Source organism: Halobacillus kuroshimensis DSM 18393, assembly GCF_000425705.1.
Classification (GTDB): domain Bacteria; phylum Bacillota; class Bacilli; order Bacillales; family Halobacillaceae; genus Halobacillus; species Halobacillus kuroshimensis.
Map to the genome: position 1 here is coordinate 158,446 of NZ_AUDY01000011.1, position 26,813 is coordinate 185,258.

The following is a 26,813-nucleotide window of genomic DNA, read 5'->3' on the forward strand; positions in this document are numbered from 1 at the left end:
GAGGGGGAAAGATGAAGAGAACGTTTACGATCGGCCAAATGTCCAAACTGAATAACATTTCGGTCAAAACCCTTCGTTATTATGATGATATCGGCCTGTTCGTCCCCTATGAAGTAGACCCGCAGACAGGGTACCGGTATTATTCAATGGAACAGTTCAAGAAGTTGGACATGATCACTTTTTTGAAAAATATGGGTGTGCCGCTCCGGGAAATCAAGAGGAAAGTCGAGCACAGTACAGTCGATGAATTCATGGAAGTGCTGGCGGAGTACAAACAGAAAAACGAAGATCTGATTGATGATCTTACCCGTATGAACCGCCTGCTGCGTCAAAAAATATCGGAACTCGAATCCTCCAAGGATCATCGGATCAGAAATCAGACGAACACAGAGTTCTTTCCGGAACGTTCGATCATTGAAGTACGGGGACACTTTGGCAAGCTGGATGATGTGGAAGAAGTGCTCCGTGAATTGAAAAAGCAGGTGAGTGCGAAATCTCCGATCATGGTCGGGACGGTCGGGATGGTTGTAGAACAGGCGGATGTTTTCAAAACGGATGCCGTTGATTACAGTGCTGTTTTCATCACCGTGGATGAAAAACAGGAAGAATCGCATGATAAGCGGAAAATTCTCGAAGAGGGCTTCTATGCGACAACGTATGTGAAAGCGCAGGAAAGCCGTAACCCTGCTGTTTACCAGAACATTCTGGAGAACATAACGAACGCGGGCTGGCAGACAGATGGTCCGTTTCTCGTCCGTACCATCGTAGAATCGTTCATTTCTCATAAAGAAGAAGAGCACATACGCGAAATTCAAATGAAAGTGAAACAGTAAAAGACGGCCGGGTAATTTCCCGGCCGTCTTTTTTCGTGATTGACCCTCCAGTGGGTGGACCCTGTAAACTGATGAAGTATGTGTAAAGGAGGAACGAACAGATGAATCACACAGAGGTTTATCAGGAAAGAGTAGATAAGCGGAGTACGGTTGCTGTATTTATATTTATTTTAGGATCATTGAGTGCTTTCGGTCCGTTAACCATAGATATGTATCTTCCAGCGCTTCCCACGATAGCGGATGAGCTTGGCACGACAACATCGATGACCCAGCTCAGTTTGACGGCCTGCTTGATCGGTCTTGCTGTCGGTCAGCTGGTGATGGGGCCATTAAGTGATGTCAGAGGTCGTAAAAAGCCGTTGGTCATTGCTCTCGGAGTTTATATGCTGGCATCATTTTTGTGCTTGTTTACAGGTTCCATCTGGAGCTTTGTGGCATTGCGGCTCCTGCAGGGGTTGTCCGGTGCAGCCGGACTGGTGATTTCAAGGGCAACGGCCAGAGATTTGTTTTCAGGACCTGAGCTCACAAAGTTTTTTGCGCTGCTCATGCTTGTGAATGGACTTGCGCCCATTCTTGCCCCTGTAGCAGGCGGACAGCTGCTGCAGGTGATGCCGTGGCGTGGCATTTTTGGAGTACTTACGGGTCTCGGCCTTCTCATGCTTCTTGCAGTAGCCTTGTTTTTAGAAGAAACACTTCCTAAGAAGAACCGTAAAACAGGCGGACTGAAGGAAACCGTAGCGACGTTCGGTTCATTAATCAAAAACAGAACCTTTATGGGGTATGTGTTAAGTAAAGGATTCATAATGAGTGGAATGTTCGCCTATATTTCTGGTTCGACCTTTGTCCTTCAGGAAGTCTATGCCTTATCCGCCCAGCAGTTCAGTTTGGTATTTGCGGTGAATGGTCTCGGACTTGTGGCAGCCACCCAGGTGACCGGCTGGCTCAGCCGGAAGATCAGTGGGACAGCTTTGTTCCGTTATGGATTGATTCAGGCGTTTACCGGGGGGATACTGCTTGTTGGTGCGGCTCTGGCAGAAGCCCCTGTGGTGCTGTTATGTTTCACGCTCTTCCTTGCTGTTACGAGTGTAGGAATCGTCAACACGACCGTTTTCTCTCTGGCTATGGAGGATCAGGCTGAGCAGGCAGGGAGCGCCTCAGCGCTGCTGGGACTGCTGCCTTTCTTACTCGGGGCCATCGTTTCACCGCTTGTCGGTCTTGGCGGCGGTGCCCTTCCGATGGCTCTCGTGATGGCTGTCTGTTCCACAATGGCAGTGGTCTTTTACATCCTTTTGAACCGTCCTGAGAAAAAAGCCGTTTCCTGACTACCTGCGTGGTGGTCACTGAGAATCAGGGACGGGCATGGATGGTCCTGCATAGAATGATAGAAGGCATGAAGTGCCGGATATCAGCGGTGCTCTACTTTCAGACAAACCGCATGGGGGTAGGAAAGAATTGAATCAGGATCATGCTGTTTTTGTTACAGATTTCACCGGAAGTGACTCGCAGAAAGTGCAGCAGGCCATAAATCATGCAGCAATCAATGGAAATCCAAGTGTGGTGTATGTACCGGATGGAGATTATGTCATTACTGAAACGTTGATTCTTCGTGAAGGGGTAAGTCTGATCTTTGCTTATGACGCCCGCTTTGTTGTATACGGCAATCAGGATGTGCTGCATATTGAGAAGGATGCATCAATAACAGGGGCCTATATAGCGATAGACGACAGCCGTTTTAATCGTAGGATTTTTGTTTTTGATGGGAAGTACAAGTATTACAACTCCTGGAACCGCTCCAGGTTTCAACAGATTCATATGGTGAACTGGTCGGGGTCTCATAAGGGCACAGGAATCCACCTGTCTTCCAGTCAGCCTTCTGATGAAATTTCCTTTTTGCAATTTGATGATATTAAAGCGGTGGGGCTTCACACAGCTTTAGAAATAAGGGTAACGAAACCTTCCTCTGGGTACAGCTGGGTGAATGCCAACAACTTCACGAATGTGACGATTGATGATTGTGTCAGGGGGATATGGATGAATTCTTCGAAAACCATTCCTAATGAAGCGAGCGGCAACCATTTTACAAATCTACAGATTCAACTTTCCAGTGTAAGTCAAAGGGCTGTCCGTGTGACAGGAGATTATAATTATCTACATGGAATGATCTGGGACGCTGATCTCGCTTCCCAGATGGGGGATCTAGTCCATCTGACCTCAAACAGCAGTCATACGGAGTGCAGGCTCCGTGGGAATCACAGCGTCCTTGACCAAGGGACGGACAATACCTACTAAGGCCGCGGATTATGAAGAAAGATCATCCTGAGTTAACCAGTTAGAGTTGTCCGCATGTCGTGTTGAGAGGGCACGTTCCGCTTATCGGCGGATGCTTGCCGCGGGCACGGCCTCAGCTAACTTGGTCAAGAAACCATTTGACCATGTGGATCTTCGGCCCGTGCTGTTCCCGCAGGCATCACCACCGAACGCTCCTCGTGCCGACGTTAGAATATATAGAAGAGAGATTGTGCACTACGCAGGATCGCAGATTCAAAAGAACGGCATGGGCGGCGCTGTTGCCGCCTGCGTGGAAAAGAATAAGAAAAAGGGAAAGACCAGGCGCTGATGATGGCTGCCTTCTGGAATATGAAAAAGATTGTCCTCCATCCAGCAAAGGTGAGCTGGGTGAAGGGGAGTCTTTCCCGATTTTTAGAGAACCCCCAAGGAGCGGTGCCCCTTCCACTCCTGCGGAAGAACGAGTGATCCGAGATCGCCGAGTGTGGGTTTTGCGAGGTAGCTCGGGCGCTCGTCCGCGGAAAGGGAAGGGAGCTCGCTCCTGGCGGTAAGAAAGAAAAAGACCATCCTGAGAGCAGGATGGTCTTTTTCTTATTTTCCGAGCAGGCTGGAAGTGACCATGGCGGTCTGCTTCAAACCGGTTGGATCGGCAGAGGTTTTCAGCTTCGTGAATTCCTCAGACCATTCAGAAGTTCTCATGCGGAGAGGGAGAGTGTCTTTTTCCAGTTCCATCAGCATGATTTCCGCGATTTCTTCAGGCGTCTGGAACACCCCTGAATCGTGATGATCTCGCTGGGACATATAGTCATTAAGCACCGGCTCATAAGCATCCTTCGGAAAGCCGCCTTTGTTTTCGATGTCTGAAAGAACAGATTTGGCAAATTCAGAGGAAATGCCGCCTGGCTCGACGATCATAAATTCCACACCGAAGTACGGGGTTACATAGGTCGCCAGACTCTCATAATATCCTTCCAGGGCAAATTTTGATGCACAGTAGATTTCATTCATCGGCTGGCCGACGAGCCCGCCGACAGAGGAGATGGATACAATGCGTCCTGCCCTCTGCTCTCTCATGTGAGGGAGTACGGCTTTTGTACAGCGGATCTGCCCGTACGTGTTGATATCAAAGATACGTTGGTAATCATGCTCGGATGATTGTTCAGTGTTCTGCACATAACCAACGCCTGCGTTGTTGATGAATAAATCTATACGGTCTTCCCTGTCTATAACCGTCTGGACAGCCTGATCAACAGATGCCTGTGACTGAACGTCCAGCTGAAGAAGTTCGATATCCAGTCCTTTCTGCTGGAGTTCCTTGACCGGCGTCCCTTTCTTAAGGTTCCGCATCGTGGCGTATACCTTCCAGCCTGCTTCTGCCAGCACTTTACTTACCCCAAGACCGAGTCCTGTGGATGTTCCTGTAATAACAGCAATGTTTTTATTCATCGTCATCCCATCCTTTTTGTTTTCATTATTTTTATCCATTTGGCGGTATTTCTTCATCAATCCGGATTGCTCAATGTAACTATAGCGGTTAGAGTCAACTCTAACGCAAGTAGAAGATATAAAATGTTTTGGATTTATTTGCAGGTGTGGCTTGAAATGTTTTATTCCAGGGTCAAAAGGAATAATAATGAAACATGAATGTTTTATAAAAGGGGTGTTTATTATGGGGAAATTCCTGATGAATCTGGCTGCGTTCCTTCTCGTCGTAGTAGTGAACGGGCTGGCGAATGCCTTGCCGTTGAATGGTCAGACAACAGGGGAAATATCGAACAGGCTGGATGTGCTGTTCACGCCAGCCGGCTATGTGTTCAGTATTTGGGGACTTATCTACTTATTACTCGGCATCTGGGTGCTCAGCATGTTCCCTGAAAGCCGCAGAAATCTTCCTGTTTACCAGAATACGAGCGGTCTGTTTGTGTTGAGCTCGCTGTTGAACAGTTTATGGATTTTTATGTGGCATTACGAGTTCTTCGGGCTGTCCGTCCTTGTTATGCTTTTGCTTCTGCTCACGCTCATCCGCCTTTATCTTAAGCTTCAGGAATCAGGAGCTTCGTTTTGGGAGCGGCTTCCTTTTTCCGTCTACTTAGGATGGATCAGTGTCGCTACGATTGCCAATATCAGTTATTACTTAACTTACATCGGCTGGGACGGCTTTGGGATTTCTGCCTCTGCCTGGACGATCCTTCTCCTGATCGTCGGCTTCCTGCTCGCTTTAGTCTTTATGACCAGCCAGAAGGACTGGGTGTATCCACTTGTGTTTGTCTGGGCGTTTGTCGGAATCGCCGTGAAAAACGAAGGTGCAGGCGTTCCTGGTGTGGTGTATACAGCGTATACACTCGCCGGACTACTATTGATTCTGACTGCTTTTTACGCTTTACGGCAGCGACGTTTATAAACAACTCGTCTCCGAACTCTTCCTGACCTTTCCGAATAAGAGGTTAAAAAAAGGGGGATCTTCTGTTCAGAAGATCCCCCTTACATGCCGGAGTACAGGAAGAGCGTAACAAAGAGCAATATAAAATCAGGTCCGCTGATGCGGATCTGGTTTCTTTTTTATTCCTTGCAGGAAAGCTGGACAGGGAGAGACTGAAGGCCTCGGAGCAGGAAGACAGGACGCCATTCCGGATGCTCACGTTCGGGGTCCAGGTGGATATCTGGAAAGGTATGCAGCAGTTTTTCGACAGCGGCTTTTCCTTCCATACGGGCAAGTGGAGCACCAAGACAGAAGTGAATGCCGAAACCAAAAGCGACGTGGGTATTTTTCTGCCGCGTGATATCAAAACAATCGGCGCTGGTGAATTTCGCTTCATCCCGGTTCGCTGAGCTGATTGAGGCCATGATGAAATCTCCTTTTCTTATCGTCTCTCCATGAAAATCCATGTCCTCCGCGGCCCAGCGTGCTGTGGAGAAATCAACAGGACTATAGAAACGCAGTCCTTCCTCCAGCGTTTGGGGCACGAGGGATAGGTCCTCTTTTAACTGCTCGAGCTGATCGGGATGTTCAAAGAGCGCATACATCGTATTGCCGATCAAATTGACGGTGGTTTCATGCCCGGCAATGATGAGCAGGACGACCATGGAATACAACTCATTCTTACTCAGCTGATCGCCCTCATCTTCCGTTTGAAGCAGATAGGAAATCAAATCTTCCCTGGGATGAGCCCGGCGCTTCTCAAAAAGATCGGTTAAGTAAAGGGTGAAAGCTTCGACATCCTCTACGAAATCCCCTGCCATGTTATCAGAGGCGGCCACGATGGTGTTGGACCATTTGCGGAACTTTTCACGATCTTCCACAGGCACACCAAGCATTTCACTGATCACAATAATCGGAAGTGGAAAAGCGAAATCATCAATCAAATCGACCGGTGCTGTCTTACTTTTCATTTCAGCAAGCAGTTCATCCGTAATCTCATGAATACGTGGTTCCAGAAGTTTGATCGTTTTCGGGTTGAAATAGGGCTGTACGAGCTTTCGCAGCCTTGTATGATCGGGTGGGTCGGCATCAAGCATCATATTTTCGAAAATATTCAGCCCTTCCTCCGGGGAGGGTTTGTCTCTCGTAGCGTATAGACGACTTTGATCTTTCATGAAGCTGGAGGATTTCAAGAGTTCTTTGACGTCATCGTATTTCGTCACAAGCCAGGAAGTATACCCATTGTCCGCAGACATCGGAAAGACGGGCTGTGATGTTCGTTTATCCTCATAAAACGGATAAGCCCCTGTTTTAAACTGTGAGGAATACAATGTTTCCATTTCTTTCATTTCCAAATTCCTCCTTCTCATCTTTATATATGGAGTATAAAGGATGAGAAGAAGGCTCACAAACGAACCGTTTTACGCATATCAGGAAATCAGCGGCGTACATTGTAATCAAATGCTGTGAGAAGAGGAGTGGGGGCACTGAAGACAGCTGTTCCGGTAAAAGATCTCATTTGTTTGGTTGAAAAACAGCTGGACCATTTGTTCTTATATGATGGCAAAAAGGAAAGAAACCTTCTCGCATCTGCTGTAGGGAAAGCGCTTGGAAAAACGGCCGTGAACTTTTCCCGCATTCGGAACAAGTATTACAGAAAAGGTGGCGAGGTATACTTCAATCCTTTTCATTCAGGACAGTATACGGTCTTTCTTTATTATTTATCGAGAGTATTACGTGAGTATGAGGCGTTTTCACTGGCAGAACGAATCTATTATTTGAATAAGGTTTTGAATGCCGTCGATCTTTATTATGAGGTTGAGCTGCCGGATTTCTTTTTCCTTGATCATCCCATGGGCACTGTTCTTGGAAGGGTGGTGTATGCCGACGATTTCGTGTTTTCCCAGCACATTACGGTTGGAAATAACCATGATATTTTCCCGGTATTCGAGGAGCGGGTGTCTCTGCTTGCTGGAGCGGTCGTCATTGGAAACTGCCGGATCGGAAGGAACACGATTATTAGTGCCGGGTCCTTTATTAAGGATGAAGATATTCCGGCTAATAGTCTTGTGTTCGGGAGGTCTCCGCAGCTGGTTATTAAAACAAAACCCCAAAGTTATTTCGATGAGTACTTCCATGCGAAATTTTCATAGTTTTTTTACGTAGAGGGACAAGTATAAAACAGGCGGTCATCGACGACAATGATGGTAATTGACTCATTGGAGTGGATGAACGATGTATTTACTGCTTGTTATTATCGTCTGGGTTTTGTTTGCGTGGAGGTTCATTGACTGGACCCAGTGGCACCGGCAGTACCCGACGGTGTTATTCTTTATGCTTTCTAACTTTCTCTATAACTACTTTTACTACAATCATACGCTGTGGGCTTTCCGGGGGGTTACGCTGGAGTGGCTGAACCATTCGATCATCAACGCTGCATTCACGTTCATCATCTGTCCGGCCGGTCTTGTCATTTTTCTGCAGCGGATGCCGGATTCGAAGGCCGCCCGCGTCTATTACGTTGCAGTCTGGATCGGTTTCTACACGGCGCTGGAGTGGCTGTTTTCCATGAAAGGGATGTATGTTTATGATCATGGGTGGAACAACTGGCTTAATATCCCGCTGAATACTCTGTTATTCCTCATCCTTGCGGTTCATTACAAACGCCCGTCTCTCGCTATGGTTCTGGCTGTTCCGATTGCTGTCCTGTTTTACGTATGCTTCCCGTTTCCTCTGGACAGTTTAAAATAAAAAGGGGATGGGGTCTATGGTCATCCGGGATCTTTTGTCCGTGCCGCTGTTTCTGATTCTTCTTTTCCTTACCTATGGATCGATGTGGATGTACATCGGCAGAAATACAATCAACAAAAGGAAATAGACATAGGAAGGCCGTTTAGGTCAATCTCAGCAGCTTTTTTTTGTGTCCACGCATGTAACATTACTGCGGAATATAGTAAGAAAAAGGCAGAGGAGTTTCACGTGTTGGACATGAAGTTGAAGGAAATCAGTTTCAGGGAAGTTCTGCCCTTGAAAGAAGCATTTGAAAAGGAGTCTCTGAAATTAAGGAAGACAAGAGCGACGATCTGGCTTGGAGCCTACTGTGAAGGAAAGCTCGCAGGCGTATGTGCGTTTCGGAGGACCAAATACGGGATCAAATGTAAAAGCGATCTCGTTCTGAAAGAGTTCCGCGGGCGTGGCGTGTACCGCCGTCTTTTTGAAGAGCGGTTGAAGCGTGTCCGCTCCATGGACGCGGAGAAACTGTATGCGTACTGCAATACAAACAGCCGGCCCATGTATGAGACGTATGGATTCAAGCGGAAAGGAAGACTCAAAAGGTACACCTATATGGAACGGAAACACCCCTGATCAAATCAGGGGTGTTTCATTTGATTGTATAAAAAACGTGCGTAACCAATCGGATTGGTATGTTTGGCCTTCCATTCCTCCAGGCGTTTTCCTTTATAGCGGACGTTTCCGTAACGGCCGCGGAAGTTGCATTCGATGAAATACACCCGCCCGGAAGTATCCAGAGCCAGATCGAAAGCGATATCTGCGATGTGTTCGGCGTACCTGTCGATGTGGCGGGCCAGCTGGACGGCCTTTTGTTCAATGCAATCTCTTGTTGGAATCAGTGGGAAGTCAGGGTGGTGGGTAAAGACATCTTCAAAGCTGAGCGACTGCCCTCCCTGACTAAGGTTCGTGATGAATTGATCCTTACTCGGTGAAACCTTGCATAAAATACCGGCGACCACCCAGTTTCCGGTGTGATTGCGCTGGACAACGACGCGCAGGTCGAATGGCCGTCCTTTGCAGGTGGCAAGCAGGATCTTCTCCTGAATGAGATAAGGCCTGGCATCGAAGGCTTTCAAGATTACTTCAGGAATTTCCTCCTGGAACGTTTCAACTTCCCACTGCTTTCGTTTCACCTGGTATTCCAACCGCCAGCTGTTCTTCGAAATTTTCTCTATATGCATGATTCCAGCACCCAGGCTGCCGTTGACAGGCTTTAACAGGACAGAATCATAAGAGGCCATCATGGTTTTTAAAACGGCTGGATCTGCTTTTGCTGTCCGGGGCAGAGAGTGGCGGAGCTCAGGGTCTTTCATGATCATCGTATGCATCCGGTATTTATCGTGTTTAAAGCCTTTGTGATTGTAGAAGATGATCCCTGATTCAGTTAGGAACCTCTGCTGCTTTCTGGACAAAAATCCACGGGAATACAAAATCTGTGGAAGAGGCATCGTCCGCTGTTCATATCCATTTTCACTGCTGATCCATGCTTTTACTGCCGCCCTGCCGGGTTGGATAGCTTTCACTTTGAAAAAGGCGGCTGTCAACATGAACTGGTCTGCCGCTTCCTGATATGCGCGGACATTAATTTGACTTCCTTCCACTGCCAGCCGGTCGCAGATGCTGTCAGGCAGGATGATGCCGATGGTCTCTTTTTTCTCGATATGTCTCACCTCCCGGGTTTCCATTTATCCTATGTATACAGAAGGAAGAAAAGATATGTTCTTTCCGGTTGCTCATACATATAAAAGAAGCCGGAAAATGAACAGGGGGGACACGTATGTATCAAGTGAATAAAGGAGAGGGGACGGGAACAGCCATCACGCTTCACCCATCATCCGCCTTGAAAGAGGGGATGGAGAACGGCCGGGTATATACCTGGGAGTTTGGACTGCAGTCCTGTCAGGGCGTACTTCGGACATCCGACCAGGTAGACGAAGATCAGATGGTTATGTCAGGGGAAGTCCTCGGGATCCTGATGCTTCCCATGGAGCCCCATTATGAAGTGAAATGTGAGAGAGATACCGTTCATATTGGACCTATTATAGGAATCGTCGCATCCAGCCGCCTGGAAGGTTTGCAGGATATGCTGCACAAGCTGCGGCGTTATGTGAAGAACTACGAATCCTTTGGTGGAGCCGTCATTGCGTTTTCCAATGAAGCTGTGGACGTGGATAAACGGCTGGTGGCTGGGTATCTCTTTGATCCTGTGAAAAGGGAATGGACCGCAGGGATTTATCCGTTTCCACAGGTCATTATCAAGCGTGTTCCACTAAAAAAGAAGTGGCAGAAACAATTTCACCAATTGATCGGAGACCGCATTTTTCATTCCGGAACGTTTACCAAGTGGGAAATGTATACGTGGTTTCAATCTTCCTCGTTTTTGAAGCCGTACCTTCCCGAAACGAAGATTTTCCAGGGTTCAGCAGATTTTCTTGAGATGTTGGAGACTCATCATTGTGTTTATGTAAAGCCTGTAAAAGGGATGCAGGGAAAACGTGTGGCGAAGGTGCTGCGTACAGAGAAGGGGATGAGGGTGATCTATATTCATTCAGAAGATAAAAAAGAGTTTTTATTCCCTCGATCTGAAGACGGGCTGACTTTTTTGAAGGAAGTCTTTGCCGGCAGTGAGGTGATCGTTCAGCAGGGCCTCGACCTTCAATATGAGGGGAGGGTCAATGATTTCCGGGCGGTTATGGTGAAAAACGGGGAAGGAAGCTGGGAGAGCTTTGCTTTGATGGGAAGAACCAGCCAGGAAGGGCAGATTGTCAGTAACCGTCATCAAGGGGGGAAGATTGAACCTGCGGTCGTCATGCTGGAACGGATGTTTAAGGAAAAGGAAAAAGTGTCTTCTCTAATCGGGGAGATTGAGGAGCTGGCTCTCCGAGCATCGGAAGTCATTGAGAACTGCGGTTTCCACTATTGTAAATTGGGCATCGATATCGGTGTGGATCGACACGGGCGTGTGTGGTTGATCGAAATCAATCATCGGAATCCGAATGATTTTGTTGCTTCTTTTACGGGAGACAATGAACTTGCCAACCGTATTCGTACAGCCAATATGCTGTATGCGAAACGAGTGGCGGGCTTTAAATAAGAGCAGCACAGGAAAAAGTTCGTTCTATCCAGTTAGAGTTGTCCGTATGTCATGTTGAGAGGGCACGTTCCGCTTATCGGTGGATGCTTGCCGCGGGCACGGCCTCAGCTAACTTGGTCAAGAAAACCATTTGACCAAGTGGATCTTCGGCTCGCGCTGTTCCCGCAGGCGTCACCACCGAACGCTACACGTGCCGATACCTGTGGGAAGACAGCTTTATCCTATGATAAAAGAGAACGTTGAGCATAGCTGCTTCGCCGTTTCAAAAGAACAGTACAAGCTGCGTTACTGCCGCTTGCGTGAGGAAAATCCTATCCATGACCAAGGATTGGTGATCGCTCCTTTGGAGTCACTAGAAAAAGGTTTCTCTACAAGCTAAGCAGCCCTTCCATAAATGGAAGGGCTGCTTTTTAGGTTTCGTCTTTGAGGACGCGGATGAAATGACTATAGGAGTCCCGCATCGATGTTTTAATTAAACACACGGTCTGGTCATCTGCAAATTTTTGAATGAGCTCAAGCGCTCGTTCTGGTGTGCCGCACATATAAACATGGCGCGCTCTCATCCCGCATTTCACAGCTTCTCTGGCCATGACGGCCGCTCGCTCTCCGATAGTGATGAGCCGTCCGGGCTGGTTGTTGTAAATGAGGCGTCCGATTTTTTTATGCTCCTGAATTTCTTCAGGACCCAGCTCATTGATCTGCCCGAGCACAGCTACACTGTTTTTGCCGCGTGATTTTTCCTGTAATACGGCAAGGGCAGCTTCGATGGAACCGGAGTTGGAGTTCCAGGAGTCATCAATTAATGTGGACCCGTTCAGGCCGTTGGTGATTTCCAAATGGCGTTTCAATGGTGGAAAGGTTCGGAGCCGCTGCAGCAGGGTTTCGATATCCACCCCGAAGGTATGGGCGGCAGCTATGGCTCCGAGGGCATTGCGGACCATATGAAGTCCAAAGGCAGGGACGAAGGCTTCATATTTTTTTTCAGCATGGGTGAGGGTGAACGTCATCCCTTCATCCGTATATTTGATGTGGGACCCTCTGTAATCCGCCTGCTCACCGGTCCCGAACCAGATGATCTGCCCGGGAGGGAGTGATCGAGCGAAGCGCTTGGAATGGTCACATTCTGAATTCAGGAAAATAGGTTGATCCACTCCCGCACCTTTGAGTAATTTAGCTTTTTCCTCAGCATACAGGTGCTGTGATCCATAGCGTTCAATATGATCCGTTCCGATCCCGGTTATCAACACGGAAAAGGGGCTGAAACAGCGGACACATTTCTCCAGGTGCCCTTTCTTTCCAACACCGAATTCGAAGATTCCGAAATCGGTATTCTCGTTCATCCTTGTTAAAACCCCGGCGTTCGACCGGAAAAGATTGTAGTTGCCTTTTGTTGCTTTTACGTGGTGATTCTCAGTTAACAGATACTTGACCATCTCTTTCGTCGTCGTTTTTCCATAACTGCCGGTGATGGCAAGGTGGGGAGTGGAAAGAAGGCGACGGTACCAGGCAAGGAAGTGATGGTAGGCTTCCCTTGTTTTTTTTACTTGAATAACCGTAATGTCACCGCGGAGGGGGGGGAGTCTTTTTGGACGGCTTGTGATCATCACACACGCCGGCAGCTGCTCTGTCTCCTGAACCGCTGGTGCTTTTACATCCAGGCAGAAGTATAAGCAGCCTGGCTTTACTTTCTTCACACGGGTGACGACACTTTTTACAACGGACAGGGATCCTTCACGTACAACCACACCATCCAATTCTTTCACAAGGTCACTGACTGATAGTTTTCTCACAGGATTCTCCTTTGCGCAGGAGCCGGAATTCTACCACTTCGGCTCCATGATAATGTCACGTTTCATTAAATCGATATTCAAACAGGAGAGGGAGGAAATAGAAGGAACAGGCTGGGCTATCAAACAATCCGTCCTTTTTAAGGCATAGATTTCTTCCATCCATCCCGCAGGTTCCCCGTAAATCGTAAAAGGCTGAAGAAGGGATAGAAGAACGTTTTTTTCTTGTTTATGAATGGCTTCAATGCGGAAACACCACGTTTGAAACGTTTCTCCACCAATGTCGCCCTCGGCAGAGAACGGTATGGAGGAGTGGTGTCCATAGAAGCAGAAAGGGATGGTGTCGATACGCATGAGTTTAGCGAGGAGTGGGCTGCATGGATCTGAGGGGTCTCCCTGAAGTTCCAGCTGCTGTTGATAAAGTGTTTCAATGCTTTTCAATAGACTCGCTTGATCCTTCAACCTTTCCATCCCCTTTCAATCAGCTTCAGGACTTATACTGCTGAGCCATGTAACAAGCATAAGGAATCATATGCCGGGCAATGGAAAACTCCCTGTGCCGGCTCCCAGGACGCCAGTTCACTTCATAAATCCACAGTTTTTGATGGCGGTCAACGGCTGCATCGATCCCGATTTCATCGAAAGAACGTCCGGGGTATAACGTTTCGAAATGCGTGGCGAACTGCACAGCAAAGTACTCAAGGAGCTGCTTGATATTGTAATATTCACGGCCGAATTCTTCCTTGAGGAAGGGCACAAGTTCTCCACGGTAGCCTCCCCGGCTGACATTGCTTGTTAATCGCTTGGTTCCACTGATTCGTGGATAGATCAAGGCCGTCTGCCACCGGCCTTCTTCATTTTTATGGACATGGAGGCGGAAGTCATAGCTGAATCCCGCATTCGTCCGACTGTCGATATACGGCTGAATCAAATATTTTTTGTTTTGAAGAAGGTCGGTGACTTTCTTTTCCCAAACCTCCCGCGGACAGGTCTGCTTCTCTAATCCGGTCTGCCAGGTAACGGATCCATCCTCAAGCTTTGTAATGAAGTGGATGGATTCTCCTTTCCGGCCTGAGTGAGGCTTGATGACGGCTTCCGGGTGATCTTGAAGAAACAACTGGACATCTGCCGTTGATTGAAGCGGATGGCTGGGAATCAGGTGGCCCGCAAACGTTTTTCCTCGTTTGATTTTGTTATAGACAGTCAGCTTGCTGCCAATCGATCGGCTGATAAACGGAATCTGTCTGCGGAGAGCACGGCTGACGGCTTTCTGCTTTGAGGATCTGGGCGCACTGATATTGATGATGACCTCAGGGAAGGGGAGATCCTTTTCGTGCCAGGATCCTTCCTGATAAATCCACCCTTTGATGCGTCTGTGGTCAAAATCAATCCCTGAATAAGAGAAGTAGAAAAAATCTGATCCATGCATTTTTGCTGCAGCTGCATAAGCAAAAGCTTTCGTGACGTGATGGGGTTTTTGACGGTAATGAAGCATTCCGATCCGTGTCATATTCCACACCCTATATCGGTTCTAAATGAAATTTGATTTTCTCCGCTGCTGACTTTGCTGCGTTGACAGCTTCGTCTTTATCCGGTGAAGAAGCGATGACATACGCATAACGGTGTCCCATGGATACAGGAGCGGACAAAATCGATCCTCTGCGTGGCTTTACGTAGACTTTTTTTATAGACGCCACAGTTTTGGCTTTCTGTTTTCCTGTTACTTTAATCAACTTCCCCCTGCCTTGGATGGTGATGAAGTGAGCATAGGCGGAGAGCTGTTTCTTCGGGATGCAGTCAATCCTGTCTCCCAGGTTCAACTTCAACGTTTCCTTTACTAACGAAATGCCGGTGGATTCATAAATCAGCTGGTTGACAGCACTCCCGGATATCCGGGGGTTGATTTCAATCAGTTTCCACCCGGAGTCCGTCTTCCTCATTTCCGCGTGGCATGTGCCATGTGTGAGGCCAAGATGGTGAACGATATTTTCGATGGTCGTCTGCAGTTCTTCGGTACTGGAATCAGAGAGCGGCGCCGGCATAAGATAACCGGTGATGATGAAGCGGGCTTCTTTAGAGATGATTTGTTCAATGACAGCGGCCAGCTGAACCGTTCCATGTTCGACAATGATCTCAATCAGATACTGGGGACCTTCCACATATTCTTCTAGTAGGAGGGAGGACAGACCAGACTGCCTTTTGAAATAGGTGCAGGCATCCAGGAAAGCCTCCTTGTCTTTGATTAAGAGAACGTCTTTGGAGCCATTGGAAACAGGGGACTTCAAAATAAAGGGCAGTTGATCGGCGTAAGTATGAAACAACGTATCAGCATCTTTCTCCAATGATAGAACCGCATGCTTAGGAGCTGCGGGGTGTCCGTTCAATATTTCCCTGAACCTTGTTTTATCTTCCATATGATACAAAGCGGGGACAGACAGAGAAATTAAACCCAGTTCAGCTGCCATTTCTGCAGCCAGACGAACAAAAGGGTCCACGAAACTAATAAAGGCTTTGATTTGTTTTTCTTGTTTATTTATAATCGCCAGCTGCTCGTAAATGACGTCTTTATCCTGTAAATCTTTGACGAAAATCATTTGATGCACATCGGGATACTCTTCGCGCTGGTTCATCTTCTTCATCTGCTGGGTGAGGAGGATGGTGAAATAGCCCATCTGCACGGCTGCCTCAATGGCATCTCTACTGGATCCGGATTTGTGTGTTTCTAAAAAGACGATGCAGTCCATAACCTCATGTCCCTTTCTTTACCGGGGGTCCGGGATATGTTCCTGTGGAAAACCACACATACCTTTCAATGCATCTACGTAGGATTTTTGTATGTGCCAATATAACTCATTTTCTCCTGCATAAAGGGGAAGCCGGTCATCCACATACCGGTGATTCATTTCAATCAGCCAGATCTTTCTTTTTTGGTCCAAAGCAATGTCCACACCAAAGTAGCCAAAAACGGTTCCGGACTCCTGCTCTAAGCGTTCAGCTGCCCGGCAGCAAACAGAAAAAACCTCTTCACGGAGATGGTCGATCTCTTCTTTGGAAAGGGAAAAACATGACCTCACCACATCCTCTGCGGAAGAGGCATGACCACCGCCGGCGAGATTGCTGATGATACTTTGTGGAGCACCTGTCTTAGCGACCCATCCAGCAGCTTTCCACTCAGCCTGCCTATCCTTATGCAGATAGATCCGGTAATCGATTACTTGGTGATTGAACGCAATGTCCAGACATTTCTGTGCAAGGTATGGTTTTCGACCGATGGATTTATTCAGGTGGATGGCTGCTTCTTCCGGAGTCAGGCATTTCTCCATGTTCGTTCCATCTTCTCTCGTCCGTACATGCCACGTCCGGCTTCCGGCAGAAGGTGAAATTTGAATCGTTTTACGTCCGAATGACCCTTTGACAGGTTTTAAAAATAACGATCCCCACTGGTTCACCCAATCGACGGCTTCTGAACCTCCTGTAAAAAGAGCGGTAGGAGGCAGGTGCGGGAGAAGGGACGGATCCTTCTTTAAGTACTGAAAGACCTGCCATTTTGAATAAACAGCTTGATTAAAGACGGCACCGTTTACGTGACGTTCGAAACTCAACTTCAGCTCTTTCTTTAACGACATACGCTTATACACAACATCGGGGTAGGGGAGAAGTCTTTTCTCCCAGCTTTCATCAAGAGGGTTATACATGTATCCGCTCAACTGCGTGTGTCTGGATTGAATGCCGTCCAGAGAAAAAATGGTGAGAATGCCGCTTTGGAGCGGATCATTCTGCAGCACACGGTTGAATCGTTTTCTTTTTCCCGGCAGGTATTTTTCCCTGCCTGCCGCTAATATTCCTAAATGAGGACCAATCCTGAGATGGCCTTCATCATTACGCAGTTGAAAGCTTCCCTGGTCAGGGAAAAGCAGTTCATCGGCGGTCCGTGAGGAAAGGCGTGCGTGTCGTTCCTTCGTTCCTTTTATTGTGACAGCCGCAGCTTTTGAACCGAATTCGACGATCATCGGAGTTTCCTCCTGAATAGACAGCTGTTGAAGGATGTGATGTGGAAGGTGGAAATCCCGCCCTTCCCCATTTTCTTTTTGAATGTGAATGGCGCCGTGCATCCTGTATCCCCTCTCATTGGTTTGAGGTACAGCATATGGTATTCGTGGACAATAGAAGCGTGTGACTAACTTTTACTACGATGTTTTTTACAGGTTGGAGGGAGCCCTTTGTTTATAAAAAAGAATGCAGAGCTGAGCCAGGCATCCGTTGCTTTCCACCCTTCTATGAAAGACGTTCTGGGACAGGAGGGGGGGACTTCTTTGGATGTGCACCTTGGTCTTTGGAAGCGGAGTACCTCTGTCTTTTACCACAATCATGTGAATGAAGGTGTGGTGGAATTTTCCTATGACCTGCTTCATGATCTCACCATTCCTGAGGATATTGACTTTGAATGGATGTCTGAAAAAGATGGCTTTCATCTTGGTCCGGTCCTTGGGATTTTGAGGGGGACTTCTCTGGAAAACATCCGCCCGAATGTCTTAAGCATTATGCGCCGCTGGGTGGTGGATTACAAGAATTTAAAAGGACTTGTCATTGTTTTTCCTAGGAATGGTGTCCAATCGGAAGGGGAATCGGTGACGGGGTATGGCTTTGTCGGTTTGGAAAAGGGCTTCTGTATGGGGACTTTTCCTTTTCCAAGTGCTGTGTTCAGCCGTCCGAGTGCCGGTGGAGAGCGGACCTATCGATTGTTGGATGACTTGACCTCCGGACGTTTTTTTAATCGAAGAGGAGCTGGGAAGTGGGGGTTTTACTGTGCGCTCAGACAGGACCCGGCGACAGAAAAGCTTGTACCTCATACAGAAAAATATTCCACAGACGAACGGCTGATGGCGTTGATTGATCAATATACCATCGTTTATTGGAAACGGAAGTTTGGTGCCAAAGGGTATGGCATGATTCAAATGAAGAAAGAAGCCGACCGCTATATCGTCACGAGGGTGCTGAAAGGAGAGCAGAAGCAGGATGTATTTTCCAGCGAGGGGCAGTTGAAAGCGTATCTCTCGGATATTCCCGACAGGAAAAGAGGGCTGATTCAACAAGGAGTTCCTTATGCGGCGGATGGAAAACAAGTGGACTTCAGAGCCTACGTTCAAAAAGATCCTGATTCTTCGTGGAAGATGCGCGGATTTGTCGGACGAATCGCCCGGACGGGGAGCGTCATCACCAATTTGAGGTATACCGAAAAGGTAATGAAAGGGACGGACGCCCTCCAACAGTTTTACGGGATCGGAAAAAAAGAGCGCGCGCGACTGGAGAGGAAAGTGGAGGCCGCCTGTCTGCTGGCTGCCGCCCGTCTGGATGAGGACGTGGGTCACTTTGGGGATATCGCCCTCGATTTCATCATTAGTGACAAGGGGGATCTTTATTTTCTCGAAGTGAATGCCAACTACGGCCACGCAAGCCTTGTGAGGATCGGGGATGAATCTTTGAAGCACAGTGTCTACCGTTCCCCGCTCGCCTACGCCAAATCGTTGACCGGATTTTCAGGTAAAGCTTAACCCTTTTTGTAGGAGCGGATCGTCTTATAGGCAGTAAGGTCCGGTAAATTTCTGAACATCCCAATATCCGGTTTCGTATTCACTTCAATGATCCATAAATGACCGTCCTTATCTATGGCTATATCGAGGCCGAACAGGCGGTGCTCCACATAATAAGGAGCGATATGGTGGGCAGCATGTAAACCGAGCTCATCCATCTGCTTCATAAGATCCACGGCCGCTGTTTCTCCAAAGGCCCCAGATGCGGCTTGTTCCGCAGGCAGCATCTGTTTTGTATAGTTGGTGGCGATAAAAGGGGCGGCGGCGACCCTGGCGAGCTTTCCTGTCACGTGCCAGGCAGTCTGCGTTGATTTCCTCTGGACCATAACCCGGAAATCGAACGGACATCCGTCGAATTCAGCGAGGGAGATTTTCTGTTGGATCAGGTAACGTCCGGTGCTATACGTGTTGGTAAAATGCTCATAAAGTCCGGATAAACGGGAGGACCGGATTTTTTTATGATTCACGTGCCATTCAAAGGAATCGTTCCCTAGATCGGACAGCTGGATGACCCCTCGGCCTTTATATCCGCGCGCAGGCTTTAAAATGACCTGCTTATGTCTTTGAATCATATCCAGCATCGTATCAGGGGTCAGCCGTTTTGTTTCCGGAAGAAAAGGGCGGATGACGGGAGACCGCTTCATCCATACATGTTTTCTCCATTTGCTCGTTATCACGTTTTTCATTCCTTTCTTGGACATGGGATCCGTGATCTCAGCTGGTCCCGTGCGTATGTCACCGGATAAAAAAATCCCCTGAATATCAGGGGATGGGCCCATACTGCTATCATTTACAGCGGACAGAAGAGGTTGTTGTAGGCAGCGAACAGGCTTATGGCATCTTCATAATTTTCTGTTTCAACAGCTTCCTGGAAAATGGCAATGACTTCATCTTCCGTAAGTGGATAGTTCACAAGTGAATGCGCTGCATTGAGAAGAGCGGCCGTTCCTTCCAGGGCCAGCTCCTGTGTCGGGGTGGAAGGGATGGGAAGATTGAGAGCGAATAGAAGATTGAGGTTATCTTTGTAAATGCAGACATCGAAAACAGTATTGACGCGGTCGCATATGGAATAAGCTTCCGGCCACTGAGGGATATTTTGAAGGGCCCCCCAGAATTCTGCGCTGCATCCTGTATTGACCCCCATGATCAACACCTCCTTACTTATTCACTATATGTAAGGGGGATGGAAGTGTCTGTATGGGGGAGGGGATTTATGAAGAAAGCTAGAAAACTCTTCTTTTTTATGAGCACATTCCATCGACCTGTGCTTTTCCCACAGGCGTTGCCGGCCGCTTCTTACAACCTCCCTGTTGGAAGATTTAAAAAAGAGGAGATTTTCTGTACAGCAGAAAATCTCCTCTTATATGCTTCCTTTCCAGCTGAAAACGAGTCGTATCGCTGGCCCTTCAGGCTTTTATCTTTTCTCACGATCTTTTAAAAGCGCTGGTAGCTTTTTTCCTGATCGTTGTATTCAGGTAAAGGTTCACGGAATGCGGCTGCATCCTCAGGGCGTGCGAATTCTGAAGGGGCTTTAGGAGCGGATGATTTATACCGGATATGAAACTCCTCTTCATACTCTGCAGCGGATATTCCTGCTTTCGGCTGCCTCATTCCGATGATCCATGTTTCGAAATTGTACATTCCGCGGTCGATGATGACACCGAGATCTTCCAGAGACTGGGTCAATTCATTCAGACAGTCCAGGCCGTTTCTTAAGATAATCCCGCGTTCTTTAGCTTTGTCCACCGAATGTTCCAGTCTGTACACTTCTCCTTGGTAGGAAAACTCAATAAAACAGCTGTTCCGATCCCAGTTGAAATGAAAATCTTCAATTTTCAAGCGCTTGATCGCCTTGACGAGTTTACGCTCGCAAACACTCTGTTCCTTATGCGGCATCCATTGGAATAGAATATTCTTGAATATACGATTCTTGAACAAACCATCCACCATCCTTTTTATAAGCCTAATCAATGAGAGCAGTGACAGTCAAAGTATTATAGTTTACTATTTCTCCAAAAAAAGTAAAAATCCTCTAAAAAGATGAGAAAAGTAGGAAAAGAACTTTATTCCGACACGATGATTTTATTATAATCCTTAAAAAGGGCTGAAAGAATAGTTCCAATGGACGGATTCAATCAAAGCCCCCGCAGGAGCTGTTCGTTCTGCCGGCGGAGCTGATCGTACGCCTCCTTCAATGGCTCAGGCACGAGCGTCCGTCCGTAAACCCAGGCGTTCGTTTCAATCGTCGCTTTCAATGTGGCAACCTCTTCGTCTTCCCCGTACATGAGTGTACGGAGGTCGTGCTTATGCTTTTTGAACGTAAGGTAATACCCTAGTTCATGACAGATCATCAGCTGTACATAAGCTTCCTTTGCGATGCCCAGATGGGCTTTACTCATGAAGCCGTTCACCTCAAGGTAATTAAAGGTCAGTGTATTGTTGGAGACGTTAAAGCTCATCGGAGCCTTCAATTGATTGTCTGCTGCCCAGCTGATATCCAGTTGATGGTCGCTGATCGTCTGCTGGATGATTTCTTCGATTTTCCATATGTATAACATCAATAGTTTCCTATCCTTTCTTTCTGTACTTCCTCTAAGTATAAAAGAAAAGATCAGGAGGTTTGAAGCTAAAACTACATTCTTCTCCTTAAAAAGAGGCAAAGTCCGCCGGAAGACGGACTTTTTGACTTATAGTGGCCGGTCGTCAAATTCATAATGAACCGGTCCGGGAGCTACTCTTGCATTTTCCAGGGCCGGTGTATCCGGACGGGCGATTTGGTAAACGGCGGCTCCTACAATTTCAGTCGTTTCCTTCAGCTTCTCACGGCTGATTTTGTCCAAAGTATCCTGTGGGGAGTGATACCATGGCTCAAGAGGTGCATGGATGAATAAGGCAGAGGGGATGCCTCGTTCAAAGAAAGGAACGTGGTCGCTTCGGCCGAGCTGTCCATACTCTACGACTTCCGCTACGCGTGCACCGGCGGATGCTCCTAAATCTGTCACAAGGTTTTTGTTCCCGTCAGGAGTGAACATGATCAAATCCCCCGAGTCCCTGCTGCCTACCATATCCATTTGAAAGTGGGCGCTGATGCGGCTGGCTTCTTCCTCACTCAAAGAGTCCGCATAATGATAGGACCCGACGAGCCCTTTTTCCTCAGCTCCGAAGGTCATAAAGCGCAATTCCGTGTCTGTAGGGGTTTTGGCCATGATTTTGGCAAGCTCCAATACACCGGATACTCCTGAAGCGTCGTCATTGGCCCCCGGTCCATCTGCGACAGAATCGTGGTGAGCTCCGACGGTAACGATTTGTCCGGTATCTTTATTTTTGTGTGGTTTCATGGAAGCGATCACATTATAAGAGGTTTTGTCGACCGTGCCCGCTCCTTGAATCGTCAAGTTCGTTGAGAGTGTTTCTTTTTTCAGTTTCTCTGCGAGTTTCAGACCATCTTCCCGACTGATGGCAGCGGCGGGGATATCCTGATTTTCGTATGTATAACCGAATGTCTGTCCTGACGATCCTTCGCGGTTGTACATGATCACCCCAACGGCTCCATGTTCAATGGCATTCTGTATTTTTTCATAGAAACTGTATTCGCCCCGCTCGATCAAGGCAATTTTTCCTTCGGCTTCATCCGTCACATCTTCTGGTTCAGCGAGTCCAGCATCATAAAGAGGCGCATCAACGGTCCGGTTGATGGATCCGTAAAACGTGTGGATGCCTCCGGTAAAAGGGGTGCCATTCACGGTAATGGATGGCTGACCTGACTCCCACTCCTGAAAAGTAAAGGGCTGGATCTCAGTCTCGTATCCATAGCTTTCGAATTCCTGTTTAATGTACTGAACAGCGCTCCATTCCCCTTGTGTTCCCGCTTCCCGAGGGGCTTGAGAAAGGTCACGCACCCGTTCGAAAAGGCGGTCTGCATTGATTTTCTTGATGACTTTGTTATCAAAGGCGTGGTCGGCCTGGCTCCCCGCAGGTGGTGGATCTGCCAGGACGGCAGAAGGCAGGCTGCTGAAAACTAATCCGGCAGACAATAAAAGAGTCACAGTTTTTTTTGACATAAGAATCCTCCCTGAGCATAATGGAATGCCTTCTCATTCTAGCAAATATTGTAAAAAGGGGTCTCGAGTGCAGGTAGAGGAAAAAGGGAAAGAGGCTCGACTTTATACAGGGGGCCACCTGAAAAGTCTGGCGTTCGTTGTCGAAGGTGTCCATCCATATTCCTAAAGAGTCTTTCAATACATAGGAAAGACAGGACAGTCCGCGACGTTCGGCTCATTTTTAAAAGAACAGTCATGACCCGCCCGGTTTCTTCAAGGAAATGTTCATGATAATCAGTGGAAAGTGGGGGATGCGGTGAAGCGGTGAATGTAAAACCTGTCCACGGATGAAATTTCAACACCGGACAGGTTTTACATGATTATATGGAACACTTGTTTAAGTCTATGGACGAGTTATCTGTTCCTGCTGTCGATTTCCGGGAGGATGGTTTTCGCTACTTTTTCATCTAAGGCTTCGTAGTCATAATAATCAATGGTTTCATAGAGTTCCTGTCTCGTCTGCATATCCTGAAGCTTCTCCTCCTGCGTACCTTTTTCTAGAATTTCAGAAAAGACCCGTTCATAGGCTTTCGCTGCCGCACGCAGGGAAGTAACTGGATAAATGACCATGTCCGCACCGAACGAGGCAAACTGCTGATCTGTGTAGTAGGGTGTCCGTCCGAACTCCGTCATATTGGCGAGAATCGGAGCATTCAGATTAGAAGAGGCTCGTCTGAAATCCTCCTCGCTTATGAAAGCTTCCGGGAAGATGGCGTCGGCACCGGCTTCTATATAAGCCTGGCCACGGTTGATTGCTTGATCGATTCCTTCGACCGCTTTGGCATCCGTCCTGGCCACGACAATTAAGTCGGGAGCCGCTTCTTTGATGGCTTGGATTTTCTGCATCATTTCTTCCTGGGGAATCAATTGCTTTCCGTTTAGGTGGCCGCACTTTTTAGGCATCAGCTGATCTTCAATCTGTACAGCGGCGGCTCCGGCTTCCACCATCTCCTTCGCTGCTCTTGCCGCGTTCAGCACGCCTCCATACCCCGTATCGATATCAACGAGAAGGGGAAGGTCGGAAGCCCGGACGATTTCCCGGGCTTTCCCAGCCATTTCATTGGAATAAATCAGGCCGAGATCAGGAAGGGCCTGACTGGCCGTATAAGCGGCTCCTGATAAGTAGAGGGCCTGGAAGCCAAGGTCCTTCGCGATTTTGGCACTCATCCCGTCATGGGCACCGGGGATTTTCAACAGGTTCCCGCTTTTCATTAAACGTTGAAATTCCTGAGCACGTTTTGTCTGTGTTGAGGCGGCCTGCACGAGCCATGTCATCGGTCATTCCTCCTTCATCATAATTGTAATTCGTTCATAAACTGCGGGACCGTCGTCCGGGTTAGAGCTTCGTAATCTTCGCACAGGTTCAATAGTTTATTCGTCTGTTTGAATGAAAACCGGGTTTTTACATTGTTTTGAAACTTGTTCAATAATAACGGGAGGCCTTCGTCCCGGCGTCTGCGGTGACCAATTGGATATTCCACAGCAACCGGATCTGTGGAAGTCCCATCTGAGAAAAATACTTGGACGGCATTGGCGATGGAACGCTTGTCAGGATCCAGGTAGTCCCGGGTATAGGTCTCCTCCTCGATGGTTTCCATCAAATCTCTCAGTTTATCGATCGCCGGGTTCCGGGCGGTTTCATCTTCGTAATGATCGGCGTTCAATTCGCCGTACAGGAGGCCTATGGCGGTAATGTACTGAAGGCAGTGATCCCGGTCCGCCGGGTTGTGGAGCGGCCCTTTTTTATCAATGATCCGGATGGCTGACTCATGGGTGGTAATTGTAATTTTTTCTATTTCGTCCAGTTTATCCTTCACCTGACTGTGCAGATGGATCGCGGCTTCCGCTGCTGTCTGAGCGTGAAATTCAGCAGGGAAGGAGATTTTAAATAAAATATTCTCCATAACGTAAGAACCGAAAGAACGTGAAAGGGTCAGTTCTTTTCCGCTGAACAGGACATCTTGAAATCCCCATCCGTCAGCAGAAAGGGCGGTAGGATAGCCCATTTCACCTTTCATCGTCATCAATGCCAGACGCACCCCGCGGCTTGTGGCGTCCCCGGCGGCCCATGATTTTCTTGACCCGGTGTTCGGAGCATGCCGGTAAGTACGTAAGCTTGAGTTATCAATCCACGCCTGGGATACAGCGTTTGTAACGTCTTCCGTTTTCCCGCCAAACATAGCAGTCACGACAGCTGTCGTCGCTACTTTTACGAAGAGCACATGGTCAAGTCCCTCCCGGTTCAGGCTGTTATCAAGGGCAAGAATCCCCTGAATTTCGTGAGCCTTCACGATGTATTCGAGGACTTCATGCATCGTCATCGGTTCCTGACCCGAACGGAGGCGTGTCCGGCTGATGTAATCGGCTGCAGCAAGGATGCCTCCGATGTTATCGGAAGGGTGGCCCCATTCAGCAGCAAGCCATGTGTCGTTGTAGTCGAGCCACCGGATCATGCACCCGATGTTAAACGCGGCATGGACAGGATCGAGGACATAGGATGTCCCCGGAACCCGCGCCCCGTCCGGCACAACCGTTCCAGGGACAATCGGCCCCAGATGTTTCGTGCATTCCGGATAACGGAGCGCTAAAAATCCGCATCCGAGCGTATCCATTAAGACGTATTGAGCCGTTTCCATCGCCTCTTCGCTTGTAATTTCCCCGTGCACCGCATAGGAAGCAATTTCTCTTAGAACTGGATCGACTCCGGTCTGCTGCACTTGCGTTTCATTCATCTTCCATCTCCACCTTTGCGTGAATATTTGATGAGAGAAGGCAGCCCTTTAAGGGTGCAGTCCCCGTGGTCCTGTGTAATGAACCCGAGGGCGGAACAATTTGTTATCCGTATATTGTTCGGCCACATGAGCACAGATGCCGAGCGTGCGTGCGGAAAAGAAAATCGGTGTATACAAATCAATCGGGATGCCGAGCAGATAATAGACAGGAGCGGCATAATAATCCAGATTCGGATACAATCCTTTTTCTTCCTTCATCAACTCTTCTCCTGCTTCACAGCACTCAAGCAGGTCTTCTCTGTTTTTTACAGCTGCCAGATTCCGCAGGGCTTCCTTCATTAAAGAGGCGCGGGGATCCATTTTCCTCATATACACCCGGTGGCCGAAGCCCATCACTTTCTCCTTGCGGGCGAGCTTTTCCAACAGAAGTTGTTGAAAACCTTCGACAGATCTGCCTTCAAGCAGCATGTGCATGACGGCTTCATTGGCCCCTCCGTGAAGGTTCCCCTTAAGAGAAGCGACAGCTCCCGTGAGGGCTCCATATAAATCCGAATTGGTGGAAGCAATGACACGGGCGGTAAACGTGGAATTCGGCATTTCATGTTCGCTGTACACCATTAAAGATTGGTCGAAAATCGACGCTTCCTGCTCATCTGGAACGCGTCCAGTCAGCATATACAAAAAGTTCGCACTGTAGGATAGGTCTGGATCAGGCTCCAGAATACTTTTCTCCTGCAGAAGGTGATAGCTGCCGGTGGTAATTACTGGAATTTTCGCCAGTAGACGCAGGATCGTCTGTTCCAGATTTTTTCGCTCACCGAGGTTTTTATCGTACCCGGCGAGGGCTGAGATTCCGGTCCGTAAGGCGTCCATAGGATGAGTATCTTTAGGGAGCTTAGCTAATAGTTGAACCAAACTGTCGGAAAGAGGAGCTTCTAATTTTAAGGTTTCCTCAAGTTCCTTCTGCTCCGCTCCGTCAGGGAGGCGGCCTTTCAGAAGAAGTTGAATCAAGTCGATGTACTGCCGTTTTTCAGCCAGCTCAATCAGATCATAGCCGCGGATGACGATTTCTTCAGCTTCTACATCCAGGTAGGAAAGTTTCGTTTCCGCAGCAATCACACCGTTCAACCCGGGTTGAAACATCGTCGTTTTATCCATGTGGTTCCTCCTTTGGTTAG

General features: G+C 48.1%; 25 protein-coding genes. 9 read left to right on the plus strand and 16 right to left on the minus strand.

What is annotated here, in order from left to right:
* Positions 1-11: 11 nt before the first annotated feature.
* From H615_RS0113495 to H615_RS21380, 3 genes are all read left to right on the plus strand, one after another.
* The gene (locus H615_RS0113495; protein WP_027955645.1) at positions 12-833 is read left to right on the plus strand and encodes a MerR family transcriptional regulator; all 822 of its coding nucleotides are present in this window, start codon (positions 12-14) and stop codon (positions 831-833) included.
* Between the two features lie 101 nt (positions 834-934).
* Complete coding sequence (locus H615_RS0113500) at positions 935-2,155, plus strand: multidrug effflux MFS transporter (RefSeq protein WP_027955646.1); 1,221 nt, start codon at positions 935-937, stop codon at positions 2,153-2,155.
* 130 nt (positions 2,156-2,285) lie between these two features.
* Positions 2,286-3,122 carry a glycosyl hydrolase family 28-related protein gene (locus tag H615_RS21380; RefSeq protein WP_169516205.1) on the plus strand — a complete coding sequence of 279 codons (837 nt, stop codon included), beginning with the start codon at positions 2,286-2,288 and terminating at the stop codon, positions 3,120-3,122.
* 588 nt (positions 3,123-3,710) lie between these two features.
* Here H615_RS21380 and H615_RS0113520 read toward each other — a convergent pair.
* Positions 3,711-4,565, minus strand: coding sequence for an SDR family oxidoreductase (locus tag H615_RS0113520; RefSeq protein WP_027955648.1), 855 nt, complete (start codon positions 4,563-4,565; stop codon positions 3,711-3,713).
* Positions 4,566-4,788: 223 nt separating this feature from the next.
* Here H615_RS0113520 and H615_RS0113525 point away from each other — a divergent pair, with 223 nt between their 5' ends.
* A complete protein-coding gene (locus H615_RS0113525) occupies positions 4,789-5,520 on the plus strand; it encodes a tryptophan-rich sensory protein (protein WP_027955649.1) in 732 nt (243 codons plus the stop codon).
* 158 nt (positions 5,521-5,678) lie between these two features.
* Here the strand turns inward: H615_RS0113525 and H615_RS0113530 are convergent, their stop codons facing one another.
* Entirely contained in the window at positions 5,679-6,887 is a 1,209-nt protein-coding gene (locus H615_RS0113530) for a cytochrome P450 family protein (protein WP_051254710.1), read from the minus strand.
* A 129-nt stretch (positions 6,888-7,016) separates the two neighbouring features.
* Between H615_RS0113530 and H615_RS0113535 the strand changes: the two genes are divergently transcribed.
* The 3 genes from H615_RS0113535 to H615_RS0113550 all read left to right on the plus strand — a co-directional run bounded on the left by H615_RS0113535 (position 7,017) and on the right by H615_RS0113550 (position 8,904).
* Positions 7,017-7,691: an LbetaH domain-containing protein gene (locus H615_RS0113535; RefSeq protein ID WP_211225373.1), complete on the plus strand. Its 675-nt coding sequence runs from the start codon at positions 7,017-7,019 to the stop codon at positions 7,689-7,691.
* An 82-nt stretch (positions 7,692-7,773) separates the two neighbouring features.
* Positions 7,774-8,289 (plus strand): CBO0543 family protein, encoded by a 516-nt coding sequence (locus H615_RS0113540; protein WP_027955652.1) that lies wholly within the window; start codon positions 7,774-7,776, stop codon positions 8,287-8,289.
* Positions 8,290-8,526: 237 nt separating this feature from the next.
* Entirely contained in the window at positions 8,527-8,904 is a 378-nt protein-coding gene (locus tag H615_RS0113550; protein ID WP_242520384.1) for a GNAT family N-acetyltransferase, read from the plus strand.
* 5 nt (positions 8,905-8,909) lie between these two features.
* Here H615_RS0113550 and H615_RS0113555 read toward each other — a convergent pair whose 3' ends face one another.
* A complete protein-coding gene (locus H615_RS0113555) occupies positions 8,910-10,001 on the minus strand; it encodes a YheC/YheD family protein (protein WP_169516206.1) in 1,092 nt (363 codons plus the stop codon).
* 107 nt (positions 10,002-10,108) lie between these two features.
* On the opposite strand from H615_RS0113555, the gene H615_RS0113560 reads away from it, so the two are divergent.
* A complete protein-coding gene (locus H615_RS0113560; RefSeq protein WP_027955655.1) occupies positions 10,109-11,425 on the plus strand; it encodes a YheC/YheD family endospore coat-associated protein in 1,317 nt (438 codons plus the stop codon).
* Between the two features lie 410 nt (positions 11,426-11,835).
* Here the strand turns inward: H615_RS0113560 and H615_RS0113565 are convergent, their stop codons facing one another.
* From H615_RS0113565 to H615_RS0113585, 5 genes are read right to left on the minus strand one after another with little or no spacing between them, the layout of a single operon-like run.
* Positions 11,836-13,215: a UDP-N-acetylmuramoyl-tripeptide--D-alanyl-D-alanine ligase gene (locus H615_RS0113565; RefSeq protein ID WP_027955656.1), complete on the minus strand. Its 1,380-nt coding sequence runs from the start codon at positions 13,213-13,215 to the stop codon at positions 11,836-11,838.
* A 30-nt stretch (positions 13,216-13,245) separates the two neighbouring features.
* Entirely contained in the window at positions 13,246-13,674 is a 429-nt protein-coding gene (locus tag H615_RS0113570; RefSeq protein WP_027955657.1) for a hypothetical protein, read from the minus strand.
* Positions 13,675-13,699: 25 nt separating this feature from the next.
* Positions 13,700-14,722 carry a YheC/YheD family protein gene (locus tag H615_RS0113575; protein WP_027955658.1) on the minus strand — a complete coding sequence of 341 codons (1,023 nt, stop codon included), beginning with the start codon at positions 14,720-14,722 and terminating at the stop codon, positions 13,700-13,702.
* Between the two features lie 10 nt (positions 14,723-14,732).
* The gene (locus tag H615_RS0113580) at positions 14,733-15,956 is read right to left on the minus strand and encodes an ATP-grasp domain-containing protein (RefSeq protein ID WP_027955659.1); all 1,224 of its coding nucleotides are present in this window, start codon (positions 15,954-15,956) and stop codon (positions 14,733-14,735) included.
* A gap of 18 nt (positions 15,957-15,974) precedes the next feature.
* Positions 15,975-17,324 carry a YheC/YheD family endospore coat-associated protein gene (locus tag H615_RS0113585; protein ID WP_027955660.1) on the minus strand — a complete coding sequence of 450 codons (1,350 nt, stop codon included), beginning with the start codon at positions 17,322-17,324 and terminating at the stop codon, positions 15,975-15,977.
* A gap of 108 nt (positions 17,325-17,432) precedes the next feature.
* Here H615_RS0113585 and H615_RS0113590 point away from each other — a divergent pair, with 108 nt between their 5' ends.
* Complete coding sequence (locus H615_RS0113590) at positions 17,433-18,764, plus strand: YheC/YheD family protein (RefSeq protein WP_027955661.1); 1,332 nt, start codon at positions 17,433-17,435, stop codon at positions 18,762-18,764.
* Here the strand turns inward: H615_RS0113590 and H615_RS0113595 are convergent.
* The 8 genes from H615_RS0113595 to mmgD form a co-directional block, all read right to left on the minus strand.
* On the minus strand, positions 18,761-19,480 hold the full coding sequence (locus tag H615_RS0113595) for a YheC/YheD family protein (RefSeq protein WP_169516207.1): 720 nt from the start codon (positions 19,478-19,480) through the stop codon (positions 18,761-18,763). The genes H615_RS0113590 and H615_RS0113595 overlap by 4 nt on opposite strands.
* Before the next feature lie 113 nt (positions 19,481-19,593).
* Positions 19,594-19,947 carry a hypothetical protein gene (locus tag H615_RS0113600; RefSeq protein ID WP_027955663.1) on the minus strand — a complete coding sequence of 118 codons (354 nt, stop codon included), beginning with the start codon at positions 19,945-19,947 and terminating at the stop codon, positions 19,594-19,596.
* A 290-nt stretch (positions 19,948-20,237) separates the two neighbouring features.
* Positions 20,238-20,741, minus strand: coding sequence for a hypothetical protein (locus H615_RS0113610; protein WP_027955665.1), 504 nt, complete (start codon positions 20,739-20,741; stop codon positions 20,238-20,240).
* Positions 20,742-20,938: 197 nt separating this feature from the next.
* On the minus strand, positions 20,939-21,361 hold the full coding sequence (locus tag H615_RS0113615) for a hypothetical protein (RefSeq protein WP_027955666.1): 423 nt from the start codon (positions 21,359-21,361) through the stop codon (positions 20,939-20,941).
* Positions 21,362-21,490: 129 nt separating this feature from the next.
* Entirely contained in the window at positions 21,491-22,864 is a 1,374-nt protein-coding gene (locus H615_RS0113620) for a M28 family peptidase (protein WP_027955667.1), read from the minus strand.
* Positions 22,865-23,257: 393 nt separating this feature from the next.
* Positions 23,258-24,178 carry a methylisocitrate lyase gene (gene prpB / locus H615_RS0113630; protein WP_027955668.1) on the minus strand — a complete coding sequence of 307 codons (921 nt, stop codon included), beginning with the start codon at positions 24,176-24,178 and terminating at the stop codon, positions 23,258-23,260.
* Positions 24,179-24,195: 17 nt separating this feature from the next.
* Entirely contained in the window at positions 24,196-25,635 is a 1,440-nt protein-coding gene (locus H615_RS0113635; RefSeq protein ID WP_027955669.1) for a bifunctional 2-methylcitrate dehydratase/aconitate hydratase, read from the minus strand.
* A gap of 48 nt (positions 25,636-25,683) precedes the next feature.
* Positions 25,684-26,793 (minus strand): citrate synthase, encoded by a 1,110-nt coding sequence (mmgD, locus tag H615_RS0113640; RefSeq protein ID WP_027955670.1) that lies wholly within the window; start codon positions 26,791-26,793, stop codon positions 25,684-25,686.
* Between the last annotated feature and the right edge of the window lie 20 nt (positions 26,794-26,813).

Coding starts and splice junctions, on each gene's coding strand:
- H615_RS0113560 (WP_027955655.1), top strand. CDS start 10,109: ATGTATCAAGTGAATAAAGGAGAGGGGACGGGAACAGCCATCACGCTT.
- H615_RS0113620 (WP_027955667.1), bottom strand. CDS start 22,864: ATGTCAAAAAAAACTGTGACTCTTTTATTGTCTGCCGGATTAGTTTTC.
- H615_RS0113615 (WP_027955666.1), bottom strand. CDS start 21,361: ATGTTATACATATGGAAAATCGAAGAAATCATCCAGCAGACGATCAGC.
- prpB (WP_027955668.1), bottom strand. CDS start 24,178: ATGACATGGCTCGTGCAGGCCGCCTCAACACAGACAAAACGTGCTCAG.
- H615_RS0113635 (WP_027955669.1), bottom strand. CDS start 25,635: ATGAATGAAACGCAAGTGCAGCAGACCGGAGTCGATCCAGTTCTAAGA.
- mmgD (WP_027955670.1), bottom strand. CDS start 26,793: ATGGATAAAACGACGATGTTTCAACCCGGGTTGAACGGTGTGATTGCT.
- H615_RS0113600 (WP_027955663.1), bottom strand. CDS start 19,947: ATGGGGGTCAATACAGGATGCAGCGCAGAATTCTGGGGGGCCCTTCAA.
- H615_RS0113500 (WP_027955646.1), top strand. CDS start 935: ATGAATCACACAGAGGTTTATCAGGAAAGAGTAGATAAGCGGAGTACG.
- H615_RS0113525 (WP_027955649.1), top strand. CDS start 4,789: ATGGGGAAATTCCTGATGAATCTGGCTGCGTTCCTTCTCGTCGTAGTA.
- H615_RS0113540 (WP_027955652.1), top strand. CDS start 7,774: ATGTATTTACTGCTTGTTATTATCGTCTGGGTTTTGTTTGCGTGGAGG.
- H615_RS0113580 (WP_027955659.1), bottom strand. CDS start 15,956: ATGGACTGCATCGTCTTTTTAGAAACACACAAATCCGGATCCAGTAGA.
- H615_RS0113575 (WP_027955658.1), bottom strand. CDS start 14,722: ATGACACGGATCGGAATGCTTCATTACCGTCAAAAACCCCATCACGTC.
- H615_RS0113585 (WP_027955660.1), bottom strand. CDS start 17,324: ATGCACGGCGCCATTCACATTCAAAAAGAAAATGGGGAAGGGCGGGAT.
- H615_RS0113520 (WP_027955648.1), bottom strand. CDS start 4,565: ATGAATAAAAACATTGCTGTTATTACAGGAACATCCACAGGACTCGGT.
- H615_RS0113495 (WP_027955645.1), top strand. CDS start 12: ATGAAGAGAACGTTTACGATCGGCCAAATGTCCAAACTGAATAACATT.
- H615_RS0113530 (WP_051254710.1), bottom strand. CDS start 6,887: ATGAAAGAAATGGAAACATTGTATTCCTCACAGTTTAAAACAGGGGCT.
- H615_RS0113550 (WP_242520384.1), top strand. CDS start 8,527: ATGAAGTTGAAGGAAATCAGTTTCAGGGAAGTTCTGCCCTTGAAAGAA.